This window comes from Xenorhabdus cabanillasii (genome assembly GCF_003386665.1).
Taxonomy (GTDB): Bacteria; Pseudomonadota; Gammaproteobacteria; order Enterobacterales; family Enterobacteriaceae; genus Xenorhabdus; species Xenorhabdus cabanillasii.
Genome location: NZ_QTUB01000001.1, coordinates 2,766,605 through 2,784,285, shown reverse-complemented (window position 1 = coordinate 2,784,285; position 17,681 = coordinate 2,766,605). Strand labels below are relative to the sequence as shown.

Below are 17,681 nucleotides of genomic sequence, written 5' to 3'. Positions count from 1 at the left end.
TTGTTTTTGACAATTCATTCATTAACATACCAACAATAGACTGAATAGTTACTATACTTGGTTTAATCATAACAGTATATCTATAATCTATTTAAATCCACTGATTAATTTGACTATCTGGCTATTTAAGATTTATTTGATAAATTTTACTAGTTAGCATAAGGAATCATTATGCGAATATTAATAGTTGAAGATAATGCGTTACTTCGCCATCACCTAAAAGTACAGCTCCGGGATATTGGCCATCAGGTTGATGCTGCCGAAGATACAAAGGAGGCAGATTATTACCTGAAAGAAAACCATCCTGATGTCGCAATCATTGATCTGGGATTACCAGGAGAAGATGGTTTGAGCTTAATTAAACGCTGGCGTAGCGATCATATTAATATCCCCATTCTCATTCTCACTGCCCGTGAAAGCTGGCAAGAAAAAGTGACTGTGCTGAATGCCGGAGCAGATGATTACGTTACCAAGCCTTTCCAACTAGAGGAAATTAATGCGCGTATACAAGCCCTGATGCGTCGTAATAGCGGATTAGCATCTCAAGTTGCCGAATTACCACCGTTTTTAATCGATCTTTCACGTAAGGAGTTTTCTGTTAATGGTAAAAAGATAAAATTGACCGCCTTCGAATATACGATTATTGAAACCTTGATGCGTAATAATGGCAAAGTTGTCAGTAAGGATTTATTGATGAGGCAGTTGTATCCTGACGCTGAATTACGTGAAAGTCATACAATTGATGTATTAATGGGGCGTTTAAGAAAAAAAATCCTGAACGAATGGCCGGATGAGGTTATTGTTACTGTCCGTGGCCAAGGTTATCGTTTTGATGTGAAATAGCGTAATGTTTAAATTACCGAGAAAGCATGTCTCTCTGAGAACACGATTTCTCATGGCGACGACAGTCATTATTCTCGCATTGACTTTGCCATATGGAATTGTCGCAATTGTCGGGTATTTATTGCGTTTTGATAATGATACTTATGCTATACTCAGTAACCAGAGTAATTTATTTTACTCCCTTGCCAGATGGAAAGAAAATAAGCTGGATATTCTTTTCCCAGAAAATTTCCATACAGGTAATCGCTCATTAACCCTGATTTATGATGATAAAAATAAAATCCTCTGGCGTCAGCATTATGCACCAGAACTTGAAAAAAAAATCCCCTCTGGCTGGCTGAAAAAAAATGGCCTATATGAATTAGAGGATTATTATACAGATATAAATTCTAAGCTATATTCTGAATCAGACAATAAACACACAACAAATAACCATACTGACGCCAATAAGAAGAACAATATCAGCAAAAAGAGCGGCACTAACAACAAGGTTGTTACCAGTAGTGATGACATAGATGAGCAAGAGCTGTTAACTTATTCTGTTGCTATCAATATTTATCCGGCAACTGATACTCTTCCAGCAATGACCATTGCTGTTATCAATACCATTCCACAGAATATACTGCCGTCAGAAAAAATCTGGGAATGGTTTGGATATGTATTGATTGCCAACCTGATTTTAGTTGTCCCATTGATCTGGCTGGCGGCTGACTGGAGTTTACATCCGATTAAATCGTTAATTGTTCAAATAAGTTCTCTGGAAAAAGGTGAACGTGAAGAATTAGACAAAAACCCTCCATCTGAATTAAAAGGTTTGATTAAAAACTTAAATGCATTATTGGACAATGAACGTCAGCGTTATACAAAGTACCGAACAACCTTATCTGATTTGACACATAGCCTGAAAACACCTCTGGCAGTGCTGCAATCCACACTCCGCTCCCTTCGTTTAAGTGAACAGATGACCATTGAGCACGCTGAACCAATCATGCTTGAACAAATTGACCGGATTTCCCAACAAATTGGTTATTATTTACATCGAGCCAATATATACAACGATCACAACCTCATTCTGAAAAAAGTTTTTTCAGTTCCAACCTTACTCGATAGCCTTATCAATGCATTGACCAAAGTTTATCAACACAAAGGGGTCAACATCACTTTAGACATTTCCCCTGAACTGACTTGGTTAGGTGAAAAAAATGACTTTTTAGAAGTCATTGGGAATATTTTGGAGAATGCCTGTAAATATTGTCTGGAGTTTGTCGAAGTGACTGCTCTGACAGGTGAAAATTTCATTACCATTATTATTGATGATGATGGGCCAGGTGTTCCTCCCAATAAACGCAGTATCGTTTTCGAACGAGGACTAAGAGCAGATACATTACGTCCGGGACAAGGATTGGGATTATCGATCGCATCAGAAATTGTGGAACAATATGACGGTGATATCAGCATTGGCAATAGCCGTCTGGGAGGTGCCAGAGTGAGTGTAACCTTCCGAAACCAACGGATAACGAACAACACTCCCTGACAGTTTTCATTAACAACAAATGATTAATGGGAGCAGGCTCGAAATATTTCATCCAAATCTGATAACTCCATTGACTATCCGTTATAATAGCCAGAAATTTTCTTGTCACTCAGGATATCACCATGAATTATCAGCTGAATCTGGACTGGCAGGCGTTTTTGCAGAACCATTGGCAAAAACGACCACTGCTGATCAAACAGGGTTTCCAGCAATTTATCGACCCACTTTCTCCCGATGAATTGGCTGGATTGGCAATGGAAAACGAAATCGATAGCCGTTTAGTCAGCCAGAAGAACAGTCGCTGGGAAGTTTCTCATGGGCCATTTGAAAACTATGACCATCTGGGCGATAAAAACTGGTCACTACTCGTACAAGCCGTTAATCATTGGCATCACCCCTCCTCTGCACTGATGAAACCATTCCGTGTACTTTCTGACTGGCGGATGGATGACTTGATGGTTTCTTTCTCCGTTCCGGGCGGTGGTGTCGGCCCTCATCTTGATCAATATGATGTATTTATCATCCAAGGGCAAGGTCGCAGACGCTGGCGTGTTGGCGACAAGATCCCGATGAAACAGCATTGTCTTCATCCCGATTTATTACAAGTTGAACCTTTTGAAGCCATTATTGATGAAGAAATGCTGCCGGGAGATATCCTTTATATTCCACCTGGCTATCCACACGAAGGTTATTCAATTGAAGATTCACTAAATTATTCTGTAGGCTTCCGCGCACCGAATGCCCGTGAATTATTTAGTGGGTTTGCCGACTATATTCTGGCGAACGAGTTAGGAAGCCATCGTTATAGTGATCCTGAACTGACATTCCGTGATAACCCCGCGCTAATTCAGGAAAATGAACTGACCACCCTACGTGCCATGATGCGGGATTTACTGGAACAACCTGAAACATTCCAAAACTGGTTTGGGGAGTTTATTTCTCAGTCACGTCATGAGCTGGATATTGCTCCACCAGAGCCACCCTATGAAAGTGACGAAATCTATGAATTACTCAAACAGGGTGAAAACCTGATTCGTCTGAGCGGATTACGTACTCTGCGCGTCGGTGATAAATGTTTCGTTAATGGCGAACTGATGGATACACCTCATTTGCAAGCGGCTGATGCACTTTGCCAATATGATAGTGTCAATACTGATACTCTGGGCGATGCCATTGATGATGTATGTTTTATCAGCTTGCTTACCGCCTTAGTTAATAGCGGTTATTGGTATTTTGATGATTAACTGATCAATGACCAAATTGAATTTTAAGTTTTATTAAAGCAGTATCGGTGAAAAAGCAGTACCAGTGAATGCCCCAGTCACATAGCTAACAATGTGGCTGGGAGAACATGGCTGATGAATGTAACCAAGATGTGTAACTGAGAAAATATCAATCCATCTGCTGGAGTAGTGATTGAATATATCGAGTGACTATTTGGCTGGCATTACCATAATGTTTTTCATCAAACATACTTTCAACCTGACTAGGCTCCAAATTCAGCTCAACAGTATGAGCACCGGATAACTTCGCTTCATGCACAAAACCTGCCGCGGGATAAACGTGACCGGAAGTACCAATAGCAATAAAAATATCTGCCTTAGCCAAAGCAGAATAAATTTGTTCCATCCCTAGTGGCATTTCCCCGAACCACACAACATGGGGACGCAGTAACGAGGGAAATTGACAGCAATGACAGCGATCTTCCATAGACAGTTTCGATGTCCACTCAATGACTTGCCCAGATTGACAGCAACGGACTTTCAGAAGTTCACCATGCATATGAATAATACGCTGGCTTCCCGCTCGTTCATGCAGGTTATCAATATTTTGTGTCACTAACAGAAAGTTATCACCAAGTTCTTGCTCAAGTTTTGCCAAAGCGTAATGTGCAGCATTGGGCTGGATTTCCAGCTGTTGTAGCTGCTCTCGACGTGCATTGTAAAATTCCTGAACTAATTCAGGATCACGCTTAAACCCTTCAGGTGTAGCAATATCTTCAACACGGTGCTCTTCCCATAAGCCATCAGAAGAGCGAAAAGTTCTGATCCCTGACTCAGCGGAAATACCCGCTCCGGTCAGTACCACCACATGGGGATTTTTTATTTTATTTACCAAGCGAATATCCCTGTAAAAAATTTGCCTATGAAATCGCTGACGCCGCAGTCGCCTAATCTTACAGAATTTACTGAGCCGATGAATAACACGCATATGACCATCTCCTTAAATTATTCCTTTTTGAAGAACAGTGGCTTTTTAAAATCAGCTTCTTTAGGAACATTCCCTCAGCTTCTGTTAATTTTACCGCTGTTCTATCCGGGACATGTTCAAGCCATCTTTTCTGCTCAGTTAACTCCGTAAGATAACGCGCTTAGGTAATAGTTAATACTATGGAATATTATTGACCACTCAAAATCCGCGCTGGATCAAGTTTACTGGCCCGACGAGCAGGATACCAACTGGCCAACAAACTCAAGATCAGAGCTGTTGACAACACATAGAAAATATCTATGGCATGTAACTCTGACGGCAGAAAATCAATAAAATAGATATCCCCGGATAGGAATTGATGCCCGAACAGCCTCTCCACCCATTTAATGATAGCCGTCAAATTAAACGATGTGAAAATTCCGGCAATAGCGCCAATGATACTACCAACCATGCCAGTCAATAATCCATACCATAAAAAGATCGCCCTGATATGCCCATCTTTGGCACCCAATGTACGCAGGACAGCGATATCACTGCTTTTATCTTTGACAGCCATAATCAGCGTTGAAACGATATTAAAACAAGCTACCCCAATAACCAGGATCATAGCCAGATACATGATGCCACGTATCATCTGAATATCGTTATACATGTAGCCGTAATCTTTGATCCATGTACTGATATAGACATATCTTCCTGTTGCTTTACCTGCATCCAAAACGCGCTGTTCTGCGGCAAAAACATTGTCAGCTTTGATGGCAATGCCGGTAATAGCATCACCATAATCCAGATATTGTTGTGCATCAGATAATGGAACCAAAGCCAAACGGTGATCCAGCAAACCACTCAACTGAAAAATTCCAGTAACCTGTAAACGGATCCGTTTAGGTTGTAATAATTTCAGACTCGGATCGCTATTAGGTATCATGACTGTCAGCCAATCACCTTTCTTCACATTTAGTGAATTTGCTACTCCTTGTCCCAAAATCACCTGATGTTTTCCCGCCTGAAATGTCTGCCAGGAACCGTTGCTAACAAACTGAGGCAAAGCACTGACATCAGTCTCAGTGGCAGGATCTACACCACGTACTTGAACAGCATGGAGTTTATCACCTCGCTCCATCAACCCGGTAAATTCGATATAAGGTGATACTCCTACAATGCCCGGCGTTCGTTTTACTTGTTCAAGTGCGCGTTCCCAATGCTGAAAAGGTTGTTCCACTGCAAAAATTTGCCCATGTGGTACAACAGAAAGTACCCGGTTTTTCAGTTCACGTTCAAAACCATTCATGGCGCTCAGTCCGATAATCAACACCGCAACACCAAGCATAATCCCCATTGTCGAAATAATTGAGATAAGAGAAATCATTCCCGCACGACGACGACCCCGGCTGAAACGTAATGCAGTAAACAATGCAAGAGGCAAATTTGCCATTACATTTCCCCCATTAGGGTTAATTCATCCTGTAAATATCCGTCGCGCATTTCTACCTGACGTGCCAATCGGTCAGCCAATTTCAGATCATGAGTTACTACCAAAAATGCCGTACCTTGCCGTTGATTCAGCTCTTTCAAAAGCTCAAAGATACTGTCAGCATTACGTTGATCAAGATTGCCTGTCGGTTCATCAGCCAGTACTAATGACGGCTCATTGACTAATGCACGGGCAATGGCAACTCTTTGACGTTCTCCTCCTGATAATTCAGAAGGTCGGTGGTGTGCCCGATTTTCCAATCCGACTGCCGCCAGCATATCCCGCGACTTTTGTTGAGCCTGACGCGTTTTACCTCCGATAAGTAATGGCATAGCGACATTTTCTAGTGCATTGAAATCAGGTAACAGATGATGAAACTGGTAAATAAAACCAATTTCACTGTTCCGTAATTCCGCTCGCCCGGAAGCAGACATCTTATTAAGAGATTTTCCCTTGAAAAGAACTTCACCAGCAGTCGGTGAATCCAATCCACCAAGTAAGTGCAACAGAGTACTTTTGCCAGAACCAGAACTCCCGACAATCGCCATCATTTCTCCTTGTTGCATAGAGAAAGTGACGTTTTTTAATACCTCTGTAGAAACCTGCCCTTCCTGATATTTTTTGCACAAATGATGACATAGCAATAAAGGTTGGTTACTCATAACGTAAAGCCTCAGCAGGTTGAATGGCAGCCGCGCGCCAGGAAGGGTATAAAGTTGATAACAATGAGATCAGTATGGCAATAATGGCAATGATCACCACTTGAACAGGCTCAATGGCGACAGGTAACTGCATACCTTCAGTCAGCAAGCCTATAATGGGCATTAATTTATTGAGTTGACTGGAAAACAGTATTCCCAATCCCGTTCCCAGTAAAGCACCAATGATGCCCGCTCCTGCCCCTTGGATCATAAAAATAGCCATTATCTGACAACGGGTCAGCCCTTGTGTCTGCAAAATAGCAATCTCTCCCTGTTTTTCCATCACCAATAAAGAAAGGGAAGTAATAATATTGAAAGCAGCTACTGCAATGATCAGACTAAGCAATAATCCCATCATATTCTTTTCCATTCGCACAGCCTGAAAAAACTCTCCCTTGCGTTCGCGCCAATCTTTCCAGATTAGACCTTTTGGCAGCAGTTGCTGGCTCAATTCATCCACTTTCAATGGCTCATTGAGGAACAAACGCCAGCCCGTAATATTATTTATGGGATAACGTAAAAGACGTGCTGCATCTTGCTGATTAACCAACATTTCTGTGTCATCAACTTCGCTGTTAGCAAAGAATGTTCCGGCTACCGTAAATAAACGCTGACTGGGGATCCTGCCCATTGGGGTGAGTTGGCTGGCACTCGGCACAATAACACGAATTTGATCACCCCGTTTGACTCCCAATCTTGCCGCTAGTTTTTCCCCTAAGATCACAAAATAGCGACCAGGCTGTAATTGGCTCAGATCAACATCAACCGTATATTCTGCTAATGGGGTATATTCACCTGACGTAATACCCAACATCACTCCGACACCAACATTACGGGCACTTTGCAGTACAACATCCCCCTGAACAATCGGCTCGATACGGCTGACACCTTTTAACCCTGAAAGCTGGCTATCAGGATATTTGACAGGATTAATCGAACCTTTTTCTGAAGTAATGATCGCCTGAGGCATAAAACCCAGAATACTGGCTTCCAATGAACGCTCAAAACCGTTCATCACTGATAACACAGTAATCAATGCAGCCACTCCCAAAGTGATGCCAATGGCTGATAACCAAGAAACAAAGCGGCCAAACTTATCGACCGCTCGTCCACGCATATAGCGCAATCCGATAAATAATGAGACAGACTGAAACATGGAATCCGCCGTATCAAAGGGAATTATTTAAAAACAATAAATTAATAGGAAAGGTCATATCTTATCTCTATTTTGCGTATTCATTTTTACATCTGTATTTTTTACACACACACTCTGTACAAAATTCAACCCACATAGTTTACTGATTACATATTATCACCGTTTAACTGAGATTTGCTTATCACCCTTTCAGGTTGAAGATAAAAATCGTGGTTTTCCTTTCCGGCTCAAATTTCTTATCAATTATTCATCAACCATCGATCACTTTAATTATTTTAATTTTCTGAAAAAATATTACCTTTGGTAACAAAATTTCCATATTCATTGAATTAATATATCGCCTCAATACAAATATTAAATCTGTTACTCCCCTGTTGCCAAAGCAAAGTGTTCGGGGATAATAAAGGGGAGTTGTACCTTCATGGAGCCATTCATACTTCGGTTCTGTGTTTTTTACTTTCTCTCAACCTGCCTCTCAACCTGCCGGCATATTTATTGTAAAGGCTACTGGGTTAAAAATGTGTTGGGAATGGACTGAATCTTAGAGAACACATTAAACGCTTATGTCCGCAAAATATCGTTATCAACTTCCTGAACGTCGCGGTGATATCCGCCAATTAGGCCACCTGATCGGCGCTGCTTGTGCCATCGAATGCGCCGAAATCATTGAACGTCACTCAGGGCCTGTTCTGCTAGTTACAAAAGATATGCAGAATGCCTTACGGTTGCGTGATGAAATTCCACAATTCACCCACTCCCCAATAAACATGCTGTCAGATTGGGAAACATTGCCTTACGATAGTTTTTCACCCCATCAAGAAATCATTTCAAACCGTTTATCTACGCTGTATCAATTACCTTTCATGATGAAAGGCGTTCTTATCTTGCCTGTAAATACATTGATGCAGCGGGTTTGCCCGCATGAATATCTCAGCGGGCATGCTTTGATCATGAGTAAGGGGCAACAACTTTCCCGTGACAAATTACGTGCTGACCTGGAACAAGCTGGCTATCGCAGTGTGGATCAAGTGCTTGAGCATGGTGAATTTGCTACACGCGGCGCCCTGTTTGATCTCTTCCCTATGGGGAGTGAACACCCTTACCGTATCGATTTTTTTGATGATGAAATCGATAGCCTGCGTACTTTTGACGTGGATAGCCAACGTACTCTCGCGGAAGTGGAAAAAATCAGCTTACTGCCCGCCCATGAATTCCCAACAGATAAAGAAGCTATCGAATTATTTCGCAGCCAATGGCGTGAACAATTTGAAGTTCGCCGTGATGCTGAACATATTTATCAGCAAGTCAGTAAAAAAACGCTACCGGCAGGCATTGAATACTGGCAACCATTGTTCTTTGAGCAGTCTTTATCCACACTCTTTGATTACTTGCCAGAAAACACCTTACTTATTACACAAGACCTAATGGCGACAACCGAACGTTTTTGGCAGGACACAGAACAACGTTTTGAGAGCCGTAAAGTTGACCCAATGCGGCCATTACTGCCACCTGAACGAATTTGGCTTCCTGTCGATAAACTATTCGCTGAATTGAAAAACTGGCCCCGCCTCCAAATCAGAAACGAAGAACTGCCGCAAAAAGCCGGGAGTATCAATCTCGCTTACCAGCCTTTACCCGATGTATCCGTTGCTGTGCATCAAAAAGCCCCTTTGGATAAAGTACGCCGTTTTATAGAACAATTTAACGGTAAGATCATTTTTTCAGTGGAAAGTGAAGGACGTCGGGAGTCTGTAAACGAATTACTATCGCGGATCAAAATTCATCCAATAAAAATACGACAGTTAGCGGATGCTAAGGAGCCGGGCTGTTTTTTAATGATCGGTGCAGCAGAACAAGGCTTCGTTGATGAGGAGAAAAAACTAGCCCTGATCTGTGAAAGCGACATGCTTGGTGAGCGAGTGAGTCGCCGCCGTCAGGATAACCGTCGCACAATCAATACTGATACCTTGATCCGTAACCTCGCAGAATTGCGTCATGGTCAACCCGTTGTACACCTTGAACATGGTGTTGGACGCTACCAAGGGCTGACGACACTGGAAGCAGGCGGAATTAAAGCGGAATATCTCATCCTGACCTACGCCGGAGAGGATAAATTGTATGTTCCCGTCTCCTCCCTACACTTAATCAGCCGTTACGCTGGAGGAGCAGAGGAAAATGCACCTCTGCACAAACTTGGTGGTGATGCCTGGAATAAAGCACGCCAGAAAGCAGCAGAAAAAATTCGTGATGTCGCGGCTGAATTACTGGATGTATATGCGCGGCGTGCCATTAAACCCGGTTTTGCCTTTAAGCACGATCGGGAGCAATATCAACTGTTCTGTCAGAGTTTCCCGTTCGATACAACACCGGATCAAGAACAAACCATCAATGCTGTATTAAGTGATATGTGTCAGCCCATCGCCATGGACAGGCTGGTATGTGGTGACGTTGGTTTCGGTAAAACAGAAGTGGCAATGCGCGCTGCTTTTACCGCTATCAATAATAATAAACAGGTCGCCGTTTTAGTTCCAACTACCCTACTGGCTCAACAGCATTATGACAATTTCCGTGATCGTTTTGCGAATTGGCCTGTACATATTGAAGTTATGTCCCGATTCCGCAGTGCTAAAGAACAGCAACAAGTTATAGATATGGCGGCAGAGGGGAAAGTCGATATTATCATTGGCACTCACAAACTGTTACAGAATGATCTCCTTTGGAAAGATCTGGGATTATTGGTTGTTGATGAAGAACATCGGTTTGGTGTTCGTCACAAAGAGCGTATCAAAGCTATCCGTGCCAATGTTGATGTTCTGACCATGACAGCAACCCCCATTCCCCGAACACTCAATATGGCAATGAGTGGTATGCGCGATTTATCAATTATTGCCACACCACCAGCGCGTCGTCTGGCAGTGAAAACTTTTGTGCGTGAATATGATAGCTTAGTGGTTCGAGAATCTATCCTGCGTGAAATTTTACGTGGTGGTCAGGTTTATTATCTTTATAACGATGTTGAGAATATTGAGAAAGCAAAAAATCGATTGGAAGAGTTAGTTCCTGAAGCGAGAATCGCGGTCGGCCATGGGCAAATGCGCGAACGTGATCTGGAACGGGTCATGGCAGATTTTCATCATCAGCGTTTTAATGTGCTGATATGTACTACGATTATTGAAACAGGTATTGATATTCCTACAGCCAATACCATTATTATTGAACGCGCAGACCATTTTGGTCTGGCTCAATTGCATCAATTGCGGGGACGTGTTGGCCGCTCTCACCACCAGGCTTATGCTTATTTACTGACTCCTCATCCAAAGGCGATGACCACAGATGCCCAAAAACGGCTGGAAGCAATTGCCTCCCTTGAAGATCTGGGGGCAGGATTTGCGCTGGCAACTCATGATCTGGAAATCAGGGGAGCCGGTGAATTTTTGGGCGAAGATCAAAGTGGGCAAATGGCGAGCATCGGTTTCACTCTCTATATGGAGTTACTGGAAAGTGCAGTTGATGCACTCAAAGATGGGCGAGAGCCATCACTTGAGGATCTCACCACTAACCAAACCGAAGTAGAACTACGCATGCCAGTACTTTTGCCCGATGATTATATTCCTGATGTGAATATGCGCCTTTCTTTCTATAAACGTATTGCAAGTGCGCAAAATGACGATGAGCTGGCAGAATTGAAGGTTGAATTAATTGACCGATTCGGTACATTACCTGATCCCGGCCGACAGTTATTGCAATCTGCTTCTATCCGCCTGACGGCCCAAGAATTGGGAATTAGGCGCATAGAAGCCCATGAGAAAGGTGGCTTTATTGAATTTAGCCAAAACAACAAAGTGGATACCAATTACCTCATCGGCTTATTGCAAACTCAGCCCAACATTTACCGACTGGACGGGCCTTCTAAATTAAAATTCATGACTGATTTAACCAAAAGGGCAACACGTTTATCGTTCATCCAAACATTATTGGAAACATTCGAACAACATCAGATATAACAGCGACTATACCCAATAAATTTCAAGTTGTGTCGCTGCGGCCAGGAAACCAATCCCCGGGAGCATAGGTAACTATGTGACTGGGGTGCAGCTCCTTTTTGAAACGGCCTGTCTCTACAAATATGGCTTGAGAATTAATCTCCCCTTTTCATCCAGAGGAATAGTTTGTTCTGGTCTATGTGTCACTCTCACTTTACCAGGTTTATCACCGATCATATAAATAACGTCATACCCAATAATACGTTTTTCCTTGACATGAACCATGACACAATTTTTTAATTGAGAATAGTTCAATGCATGATATTCTCTTTTTATATTTAACATTTCAATAAGAGTGAACATACTATTCTTATATACAGACAGATGGTCATTCTCAATATTTCTCAATCCGATTAGAAATGGTAGCAAAGCCCCATTACAATAATATTGAGGAGCAGAAGCCATTGTTTTGATAGGCTCTGAAGAGAGCACCTGTGCAATTTTAGGCTGCGGGTTTTTAAAATAAAATATTGCAGCGATACCAACGGCAATCATAACAATCAGAGAGTAAATCCCACACTGCCTTGTCTTTAGTTTACTCACATAGCACCTTGTTATATTAATAATTTGATATACTCCTGGATTTAAACATGTTCATTAACTATTTTTAGAAACCAAAAATGCGTTCAATTCATTATTAAGAAAAATCCTATGAGGTTCCTAAAATAAATGTTATCTATATTTTAGCCTTTTGATTTTTATTAAGATTTAAAATCTATTGAATAGCGTTTTTTCATTCAATTTATATCCCTTATTCTTTATATATCATTAGATTGAATGTTTTTACTAAATGTTTTCAACTTTAACATATTGACATACATTGTTATTCTATAGTTACCTATTTAAAATTAGTCTTATTACAAGGATTAAACAGGTTTAAAAAATAATAGAGAAATAATTATGAAAGGTATAACAAAAAATATAATAAATAATCAAGATAAAATAAAAAAATATTTAATGGTTCATCTGAAATATTTTGGATATCTTAAATCCAGATGAACCACTTTAACTCAATTAGTGCAATTTCAAGCGCGGACGAATAACACGGTTAATTCCACCAACCAGCATCATTAAGCCTGTTTTAATATATCCATGTAATGCGACCTGATGCATGCGGTATAAAGAGATATAAACAATGCGTGCAATACGCCCTTCTACCATCATGGAACCACGCATCAAGTTACCCATCAAACTACCAACTGTACTGAATTTAGATAAAGATACCAGTGAACCGTGATCTTTATACACATACTCCTTCAGTGGTTTCTCACTCAATAGAGCCAAAATGTTGTCATAACAACGACTTGCCATCTGGTGAGCAGACTGGGCGCGCGGAGGAACAAAACCCCCCTCTTTTTTCGGGCATGATGCACAATCACCAATAGCAAAAATATTGTCATCCAATGTTGACTGCAAAGTAGGTTTCACAACCAACTGATTTATGCGGTTTGTTTCCAGTCCCCCAATCTCTTTCATAAAGTCAGGCGCCTTAATTCCCGCAGCCCAAACCATCAAAGAAGCCTTGATCTGTTCACCATCTTTGGTATTCAGTCCATGTTCATCGGCACTGGTTACCATAGTTTTGGTCAGGACTTTAACACCAAGTTTGGTTAATTCCTGATGCGCAGCACTGGAAATACGTGGCGGCAATGCCGGCAGAATTCGTTCACCCGCCTCAACCAAAGTAACATTCAATGCGTCTGAATTCAGGCTTTCAAAACCGTAACTGTTCAACTGCTTAACGGCGTTATACAGCTCTGCTGAAAGCTCAACACCTGTTGCACCACCACCAACAATCGCAATGTTAACTTTCTCTTCCGCACATTGATTTGCAGAATATTTCAGAAACAGGTTTAACATCTCATTGTGGAAACGATGTGCTTGTTGTGGATTATCAAGGAAAATACAGTTTTCTCTTACACCTGCCGTACCAAAATCATTCGATTGGCTACCCAATGCCATAACAAGAATGTCGTAAGCCAACTCACGCTCTGGTACTAGTAAATCATTTTCATCGCGGATCTCAGCCAGTGTGACTTTCTTTCGTTCACGATCGATATTGGTGAGTGTACCTAACTGAAAGTTAAAGTAATGGTTACTGGCATGGGCCAGATAACTTAATGCATCAACACCATCATCAAGAGAGCCTGTTGCGACTTCATGCAACAATGGCTTCCATAAGTGGCTGTTGTTGCGATCCACCAAAGTAATTTCGGCTTTTTGCTTACGCCCTAATTTATGTCCCAAACGTGTTGCCAGCTCTAAACCACCAGCACCCCCACCAATGATGACAATTCTTGTCTTTGGCGTTGTCATGACTACCCCACTGAAAATACAACTAATGTTATGTAAAGTGCTAAAACAATTTTTGGATAACGTTCTTAAATAACATTAGGCATAATAAATTTCGCACTGAAAATATCTCCAGAATATCATGGCTAGTCAGCAGGTCATACCAAAAATAGCCCCTATCAAATTCTTTTGATTAATTAGACACCAATCACAAAATTTGTGTTCTTAGTTTAATTAATCCAACTTAAATCTGATTTATGAAAATTTGTAATTTACAATGTTAATATTGTGTGATTTATGGAAATTTTCTGACAAAACGATATTCTGGAACCAACTTTAGGGAGAAATAAATAAAAAGGGACAAAAGAGATAGGATCACCAGGCAGTAACCCTATCCCAGATTTGATAGCAACCAATCAGACAAATTCAATGATCAGCCGCAGCTTAGCCACTGGTCACATAAATTATTCAATTGCTTGTTTGCTTGCTGCCAACGTTCTGATTTTTTCAACTCTTCCAAACTGAACTGACCTCCCTGATGATATAACCGTGTTATTTTATCCGAGTTAATCATTGGTAAGTTATCCAAGACATTCGTTGCCCCTTGACGGTTATTGCACACCAAAATCATGTCGCATCCCGCTTCCAGTGAGGCTTTCGCACGTTCAGCATACCCGCCCATAACTGCCGCACCTTCCATTGACAGATCATCAGAAAAAATAACGCCAGTAAATCCTAGCTGCTGGCGCAAAACGTTTTTCAACCAGTAAGGAGAAGCACTTGCCGGACGATGATCAACCTGAGAGTAGATCACATGAGCCGGCATAATTGCATCAAGCAAATTTCGTTGAATGAAATCACGGAAGATCAACATATCGTGACAGCTAATCGCATCCATTGAACGATCATCCAATGGCGTTTCTTTGTGAGAATCTGCTGTTACTGCTCCGTGTCCGGGAAAATGTTTACCCGTTGATTTCATTCCTGCTGAATGCATGCCTTTGATAAATCGCTCAGCCATTATCATCGCTGGTTCAGGCTCTTCATGAAACGAACGTTCACCAATCGCAGTGCACTTATGTCCCAAGTCCAGTACAGGAGCAAAACTGATATCAATATCCATTGAGATCATTTCTGATGCCATCAGCCAACCGGACTCTTCTGCCAAATGTCCCCCCAACAGTTCATCATTCAAACAGGCAAAAGACTGTGCAGCAGGTAAGCGAGTAAAACCTTCATGAAAACGCTGTACACGTCCCCCTTCCTGATCAACAGCGATAACTAAACGATGGCGGGAGGCTTCGCGGATCTGACGAACTAAATCACGTAACTGCTGAGTATCGTGAAAATTGCGGGTAAACAGGATCAAACCGCCCACTAATGGATGTTGCAGAATTTCACGTTCTTCACTATCCAGCTCATAACCAACAACATCTAACATTACTGAGCCCATAACTTTCCTCACTTCTATTTGTACTGGTTATCTATTAGATATCACCATCCAGCGGACTAAAACGCCAGATTAAAGCTCAAGCGCAAAGGATGAGCCAATGCTGAAAATTGTGGCTCTTTTGTCCGCTGCCAGCGTACTTCATACCACATCAGCATCATGTATCTCACCCACGGCTCCCACTGCTTAATTTTTTGCTCCAATAAAACGATATCAATGTAGCCTGATGCGTAGGTACAATAATAATTCAAGAAAGTCTTCTGCTGTATCTCATCCCATTGATTACCTTTAAATAAGGTTGCCAATGAAAAACCAATATCGACATCCGTTGCATATTCCCAATCAATCAATTTTAGGCCTTCTGAAGTTATAAGCAGGTTATCGGGATGAATATCCATATGAGCGGGTGCTATTTTCAAGGGAGCAGGCATTTTTGCTGTCATAAATAATTTATGTAGCCGCAACCAATCCGGTGAAAGCCGATGCTTATCAATCTGCTGCCACTGGGATGCGATTTGTTGTTTAAGCTGGAGAGAATAACCCAATGGCGAATGGTGATAGAGATTAGCAACTATTTGCGCCAACGATTGTTGAAATGACGGTAAACCAAATGCTTCAGCCGTAACTTTTGTTCCGCTCAGCCATTCTAATAACAGCCAATCACCACGCATAGCGATGACTTTAGGTGCAATACCGACAAAAGAGAGCTTGCGTAAGATCCGATTTTCCCGTTGACGATTCACCCCCAGAGTTCCACCATGCCACGTTTGCCTGCGCCCTACCATCTGATGCACACCATCCGTAATATAGTGGCTTCCCTGGGTCAAACCTGTTAATGGCCTGATTTCCCAATTTTTTGCAGGAATGTCAGGCCATTTCTGACGCAATACCTCAAGTAAGGCTTTATTATTAGTCAATATCACCACTACCTGACCAAAGTATCTCGCCCGTTTTGACCAGCATAAGCTGCATCTCTATCTTACGCTGTTCATTATTACCAGACACGACAGAATAGAGTACATAATCAGCATTCAGATAACGCGCCAAGCCGATAGATTTACTGCGCAATGACAGGCTATCTTCTGATGACAACCCTAATGTCTGCCGAGCGTAATACACCTGTTTTTTCGGTACTATCTGAAAAACCTGTGTTTTACTGACCATATCTGTAATCGCATCAGTGGCCTGAAGTGTTCTCAGTGAGCCATTTGTGTTGTTTTTAACTGTATCAACAAGCAATACTTTTCCCGCCTCTACGCCCTGAGCTTTGGCCAATTGTTCAATTAATGGCTGGATAATGCTATTCCAGCTAATCGACGGAATCTTTGGAGGTTGAGGAACTTTCTCCAGTGGCTTTGCCGGAGGTTCTGTTTTTTGCTCCGGTTCAGCAGGAGTAACAGGAGCAGGCGGCTGTGGTGGTATTAATGAACAACTCGCCAGCAGTATTGCTGATAATATAACTAAGAGAACTCTTTTCATTAATCTACTCCAGTTACAACACTATCGTGCACAGAATCATGTACAACATCATGCACAACTATCATACGAATCGGTCATACACAGTTCCATTAACATAAATCCATTAACGAAAACTTATTAGCAAAAATAGTGACGTATAATATTACCCTGCCAATAGCGGGCCTAATGGATGTCCACCCACCAAATGCATATGGATATGAAACACTTCCTGTCCAGAATGGCGGTTACAATTCATGATAAGGCGATAACCATCTTCTGCAATTCCTTCTTGTTTGGCGATTTTCGCTGCAACAGTGAACAAACGCCCCAATGCAGGTTCATGCTCTGGAGTAACATCATTAACTGTTGGAATAAGTACATTAGGGACAATCAGAATATGAATTGAGGCTTGAGGTGAAATATCCCGGAATGCCGTCACCAAATCATCCTGATATACGATATCAGATGGAATTTCACGACGAATGATTTTGCTGAAAATAGTTTCTTCTGCCATCTCAC

General features: G+C 41.7%; 15 protein-coding genes. 5 read left to right on the top strand and 10 right to left on the bottom strand.

All coding sequences use genetic code 11. From position 1 onward, the window contains the following. Positions 1-171: 171 nt before the first annotated feature. The 3 genes from phoP to BDD26_RS13045 all read left to right on the top strand — a co-directional run bounded on the left by phoP (position 172) and on the right by BDD26_RS13045 (position 3,621). A complete protein-coding gene (gene phoP, locus BDD26_RS13055) occupies positions 172-843 on the top strand; it encodes a two-component system response regulator PhoP (protein WP_115826769.1) in 672 nt (223 codons plus the stop codon). 4 nt (positions 844-847) lie between these two features. Further along, entirely contained in the window at positions 848-2,377 is a 1,530-nt protein-coding gene (gene phoQ, locus BDD26_RS13050; RefSeq protein ID WP_115826768.1) for a two-component system sensor histidine kinase PhoQ, read from the top strand. Between the two features lie 122 nt (positions 2,378-2,499). Then, on the top strand, positions 2,500-3,621 hold the full coding sequence (locus BDD26_RS13045; protein WP_115826767.1) for a ribosomal protein uL16 3-hydroxylase: 1,122 nt from the start codon (positions 2,500-2,502) through the stop codon (positions 3,619-3,621). 148 nt (positions 3,622-3,769) lie between these two features. Here the strand turns inward: BDD26_RS13045 and cobB are convergent, their stop codons facing one another. Further along, on the bottom strand, positions 3,770-4,588 hold the full coding sequence (gene cobB / locus BDD26_RS13040; protein WP_115826766.1) for a Sir2 family NAD+-dependent deacetylase: 819 nt from the start codon (positions 4,586-4,588) through the stop codon (positions 3,770-3,772). Here cobB and BDD26_RS19575 point away from each other — a divergent pair. Continuing rightward, a complete protein-coding gene (locus tag BDD26_RS19575) occupies positions 4,523-4,738 on the top strand; it encodes a hypothetical protein (RefSeq protein WP_170140349.1) in 216 nt (71 codons plus the stop codon). The genes cobB and BDD26_RS19575 overlap by 66 nt on opposite strands. Positions 4,739-4,775: 37 nt before the next feature. Here the strand turns inward: BDD26_RS19575 and lolE are convergent, their stop codons facing one another. The 3 genes from lolE to lolC are packed head-to-tail and all read right to left on the bottom strand — an operon-like array spanning position 4,776 to position 7,919. Next, positions 4,776-6,023, bottom strand: coding sequence for a lipoprotein-releasing ABC transporter permease subunit LolE (lolE, locus tag BDD26_RS13035; RefSeq protein ID WP_115826765.1), 1,248 nt, complete (start codon positions 6,021-6,023; stop codon positions 4,776-4,778). Beyond that, on the bottom strand, positions 6,023-6,724 hold the full coding sequence (gene lolD / locus BDD26_RS13030) for a lipoprotein-releasing ABC transporter ATP-binding protein LolD (RefSeq protein WP_115826764.1): 702 nt from the start codon (positions 6,722-6,724) through the stop codon (positions 6,023-6,025). The genes lolE and lolD overlap by 1 nt, the downstream gene beginning before the upstream one ends. Beyond that, positions 6,717-7,919: a lipoprotein-releasing ABC transporter permease subunit LolC gene (gene lolC, locus BDD26_RS13025; RefSeq protein WP_038269882.1), complete on the bottom strand. Its 1,203-nt coding sequence runs from the start codon at positions 7,917-7,919 to the stop codon at positions 6,717-6,719. Before lolC ends, lolD begins: the two co-directional genes overlap by 8 nt. A gap of 563 nt (positions 7,920-8,482) precedes the next feature. Between lolC and mfd the strand changes: the two genes are divergently transcribed. Next, positions 8,483-11,923, top strand: coding sequence for a transcription-repair coupling factor (gene mfd / locus BDD26_RS13020; RefSeq protein ID WP_115826763.1), 3,441 nt, complete (start codon positions 8,483-8,485; stop codon positions 11,921-11,923). Positions 11,924-12,037: 114 nt separating this feature from the next. On the opposite strand, the gene umoD is transcribed toward mfd, so the two are convergent. The 6 genes from umoD to hinT form a co-directional block, all read right to left on the bottom strand. Beyond that, positions 12,038-12,505, bottom strand: coding sequence for a UmoD family flagellar biogenesis regulator (gene umoD, locus BDD26_RS13015; RefSeq protein ID WP_038269887.1), 468 nt, complete (start codon positions 12,503-12,505; stop codon positions 12,038-12,040). A gap of 471 nt (positions 12,506-12,976) precedes the next feature. Continuing rightward, positions 12,977-14,278 carry an NAD(P)/FAD-dependent oxidoreductase gene (locus tag BDD26_RS13010; protein WP_115826762.1) on the bottom strand — a complete coding sequence of 434 codons (1,302 nt, stop codon included), beginning with the start codon at positions 14,276-14,278 and terminating at the stop codon, positions 12,977-12,979. Positions 14,279-14,687: 409 nt separating this feature from the next. Continuing rightward, complete coding sequence (gene nagZ / locus BDD26_RS13005; protein ID WP_115826761.1) at positions 14,688-15,707, bottom strand: beta-N-acetylhexosaminidase; 1,020 nt, start codon at positions 15,705-15,707, stop codon at positions 14,688-14,690. A gap of 56 nt (positions 15,708-15,763) precedes the next feature. Next, positions 15,764-16,627, bottom strand: coding sequence for a phosphotransferase (locus tag BDD26_RS13000; RefSeq protein WP_115826760.1), 864 nt, complete (start codon positions 16,625-16,627; stop codon positions 15,764-15,766). Further along, positions 16,614-17,183 carry a penicillin-binding protein activator LpoB gene (lpoB, locus tag BDD26_RS12995; RefSeq protein WP_115826759.1) on the bottom strand — a complete coding sequence of 190 codons (570 nt, stop codon included), beginning with the start codon at positions 17,181-17,183 and terminating at the stop codon, positions 16,614-16,616. The genes BDD26_RS13000 and lpoB overlap by 14 nt, the downstream gene beginning before the upstream one ends. Before the next feature lie 142 nt (positions 17,184-17,325). Next, positions 17,326-17,676, bottom strand: a complete 351-nt coding sequence (hinT, locus tag BDD26_RS12990; RefSeq protein ID WP_038260326.1) for a purine nucleoside phosphoramidase — start codon at positions 17,674-17,676, stop codon at positions 17,326-17,328. Positions 17,677-17,681: the final 5 nt, after the last annotated feature.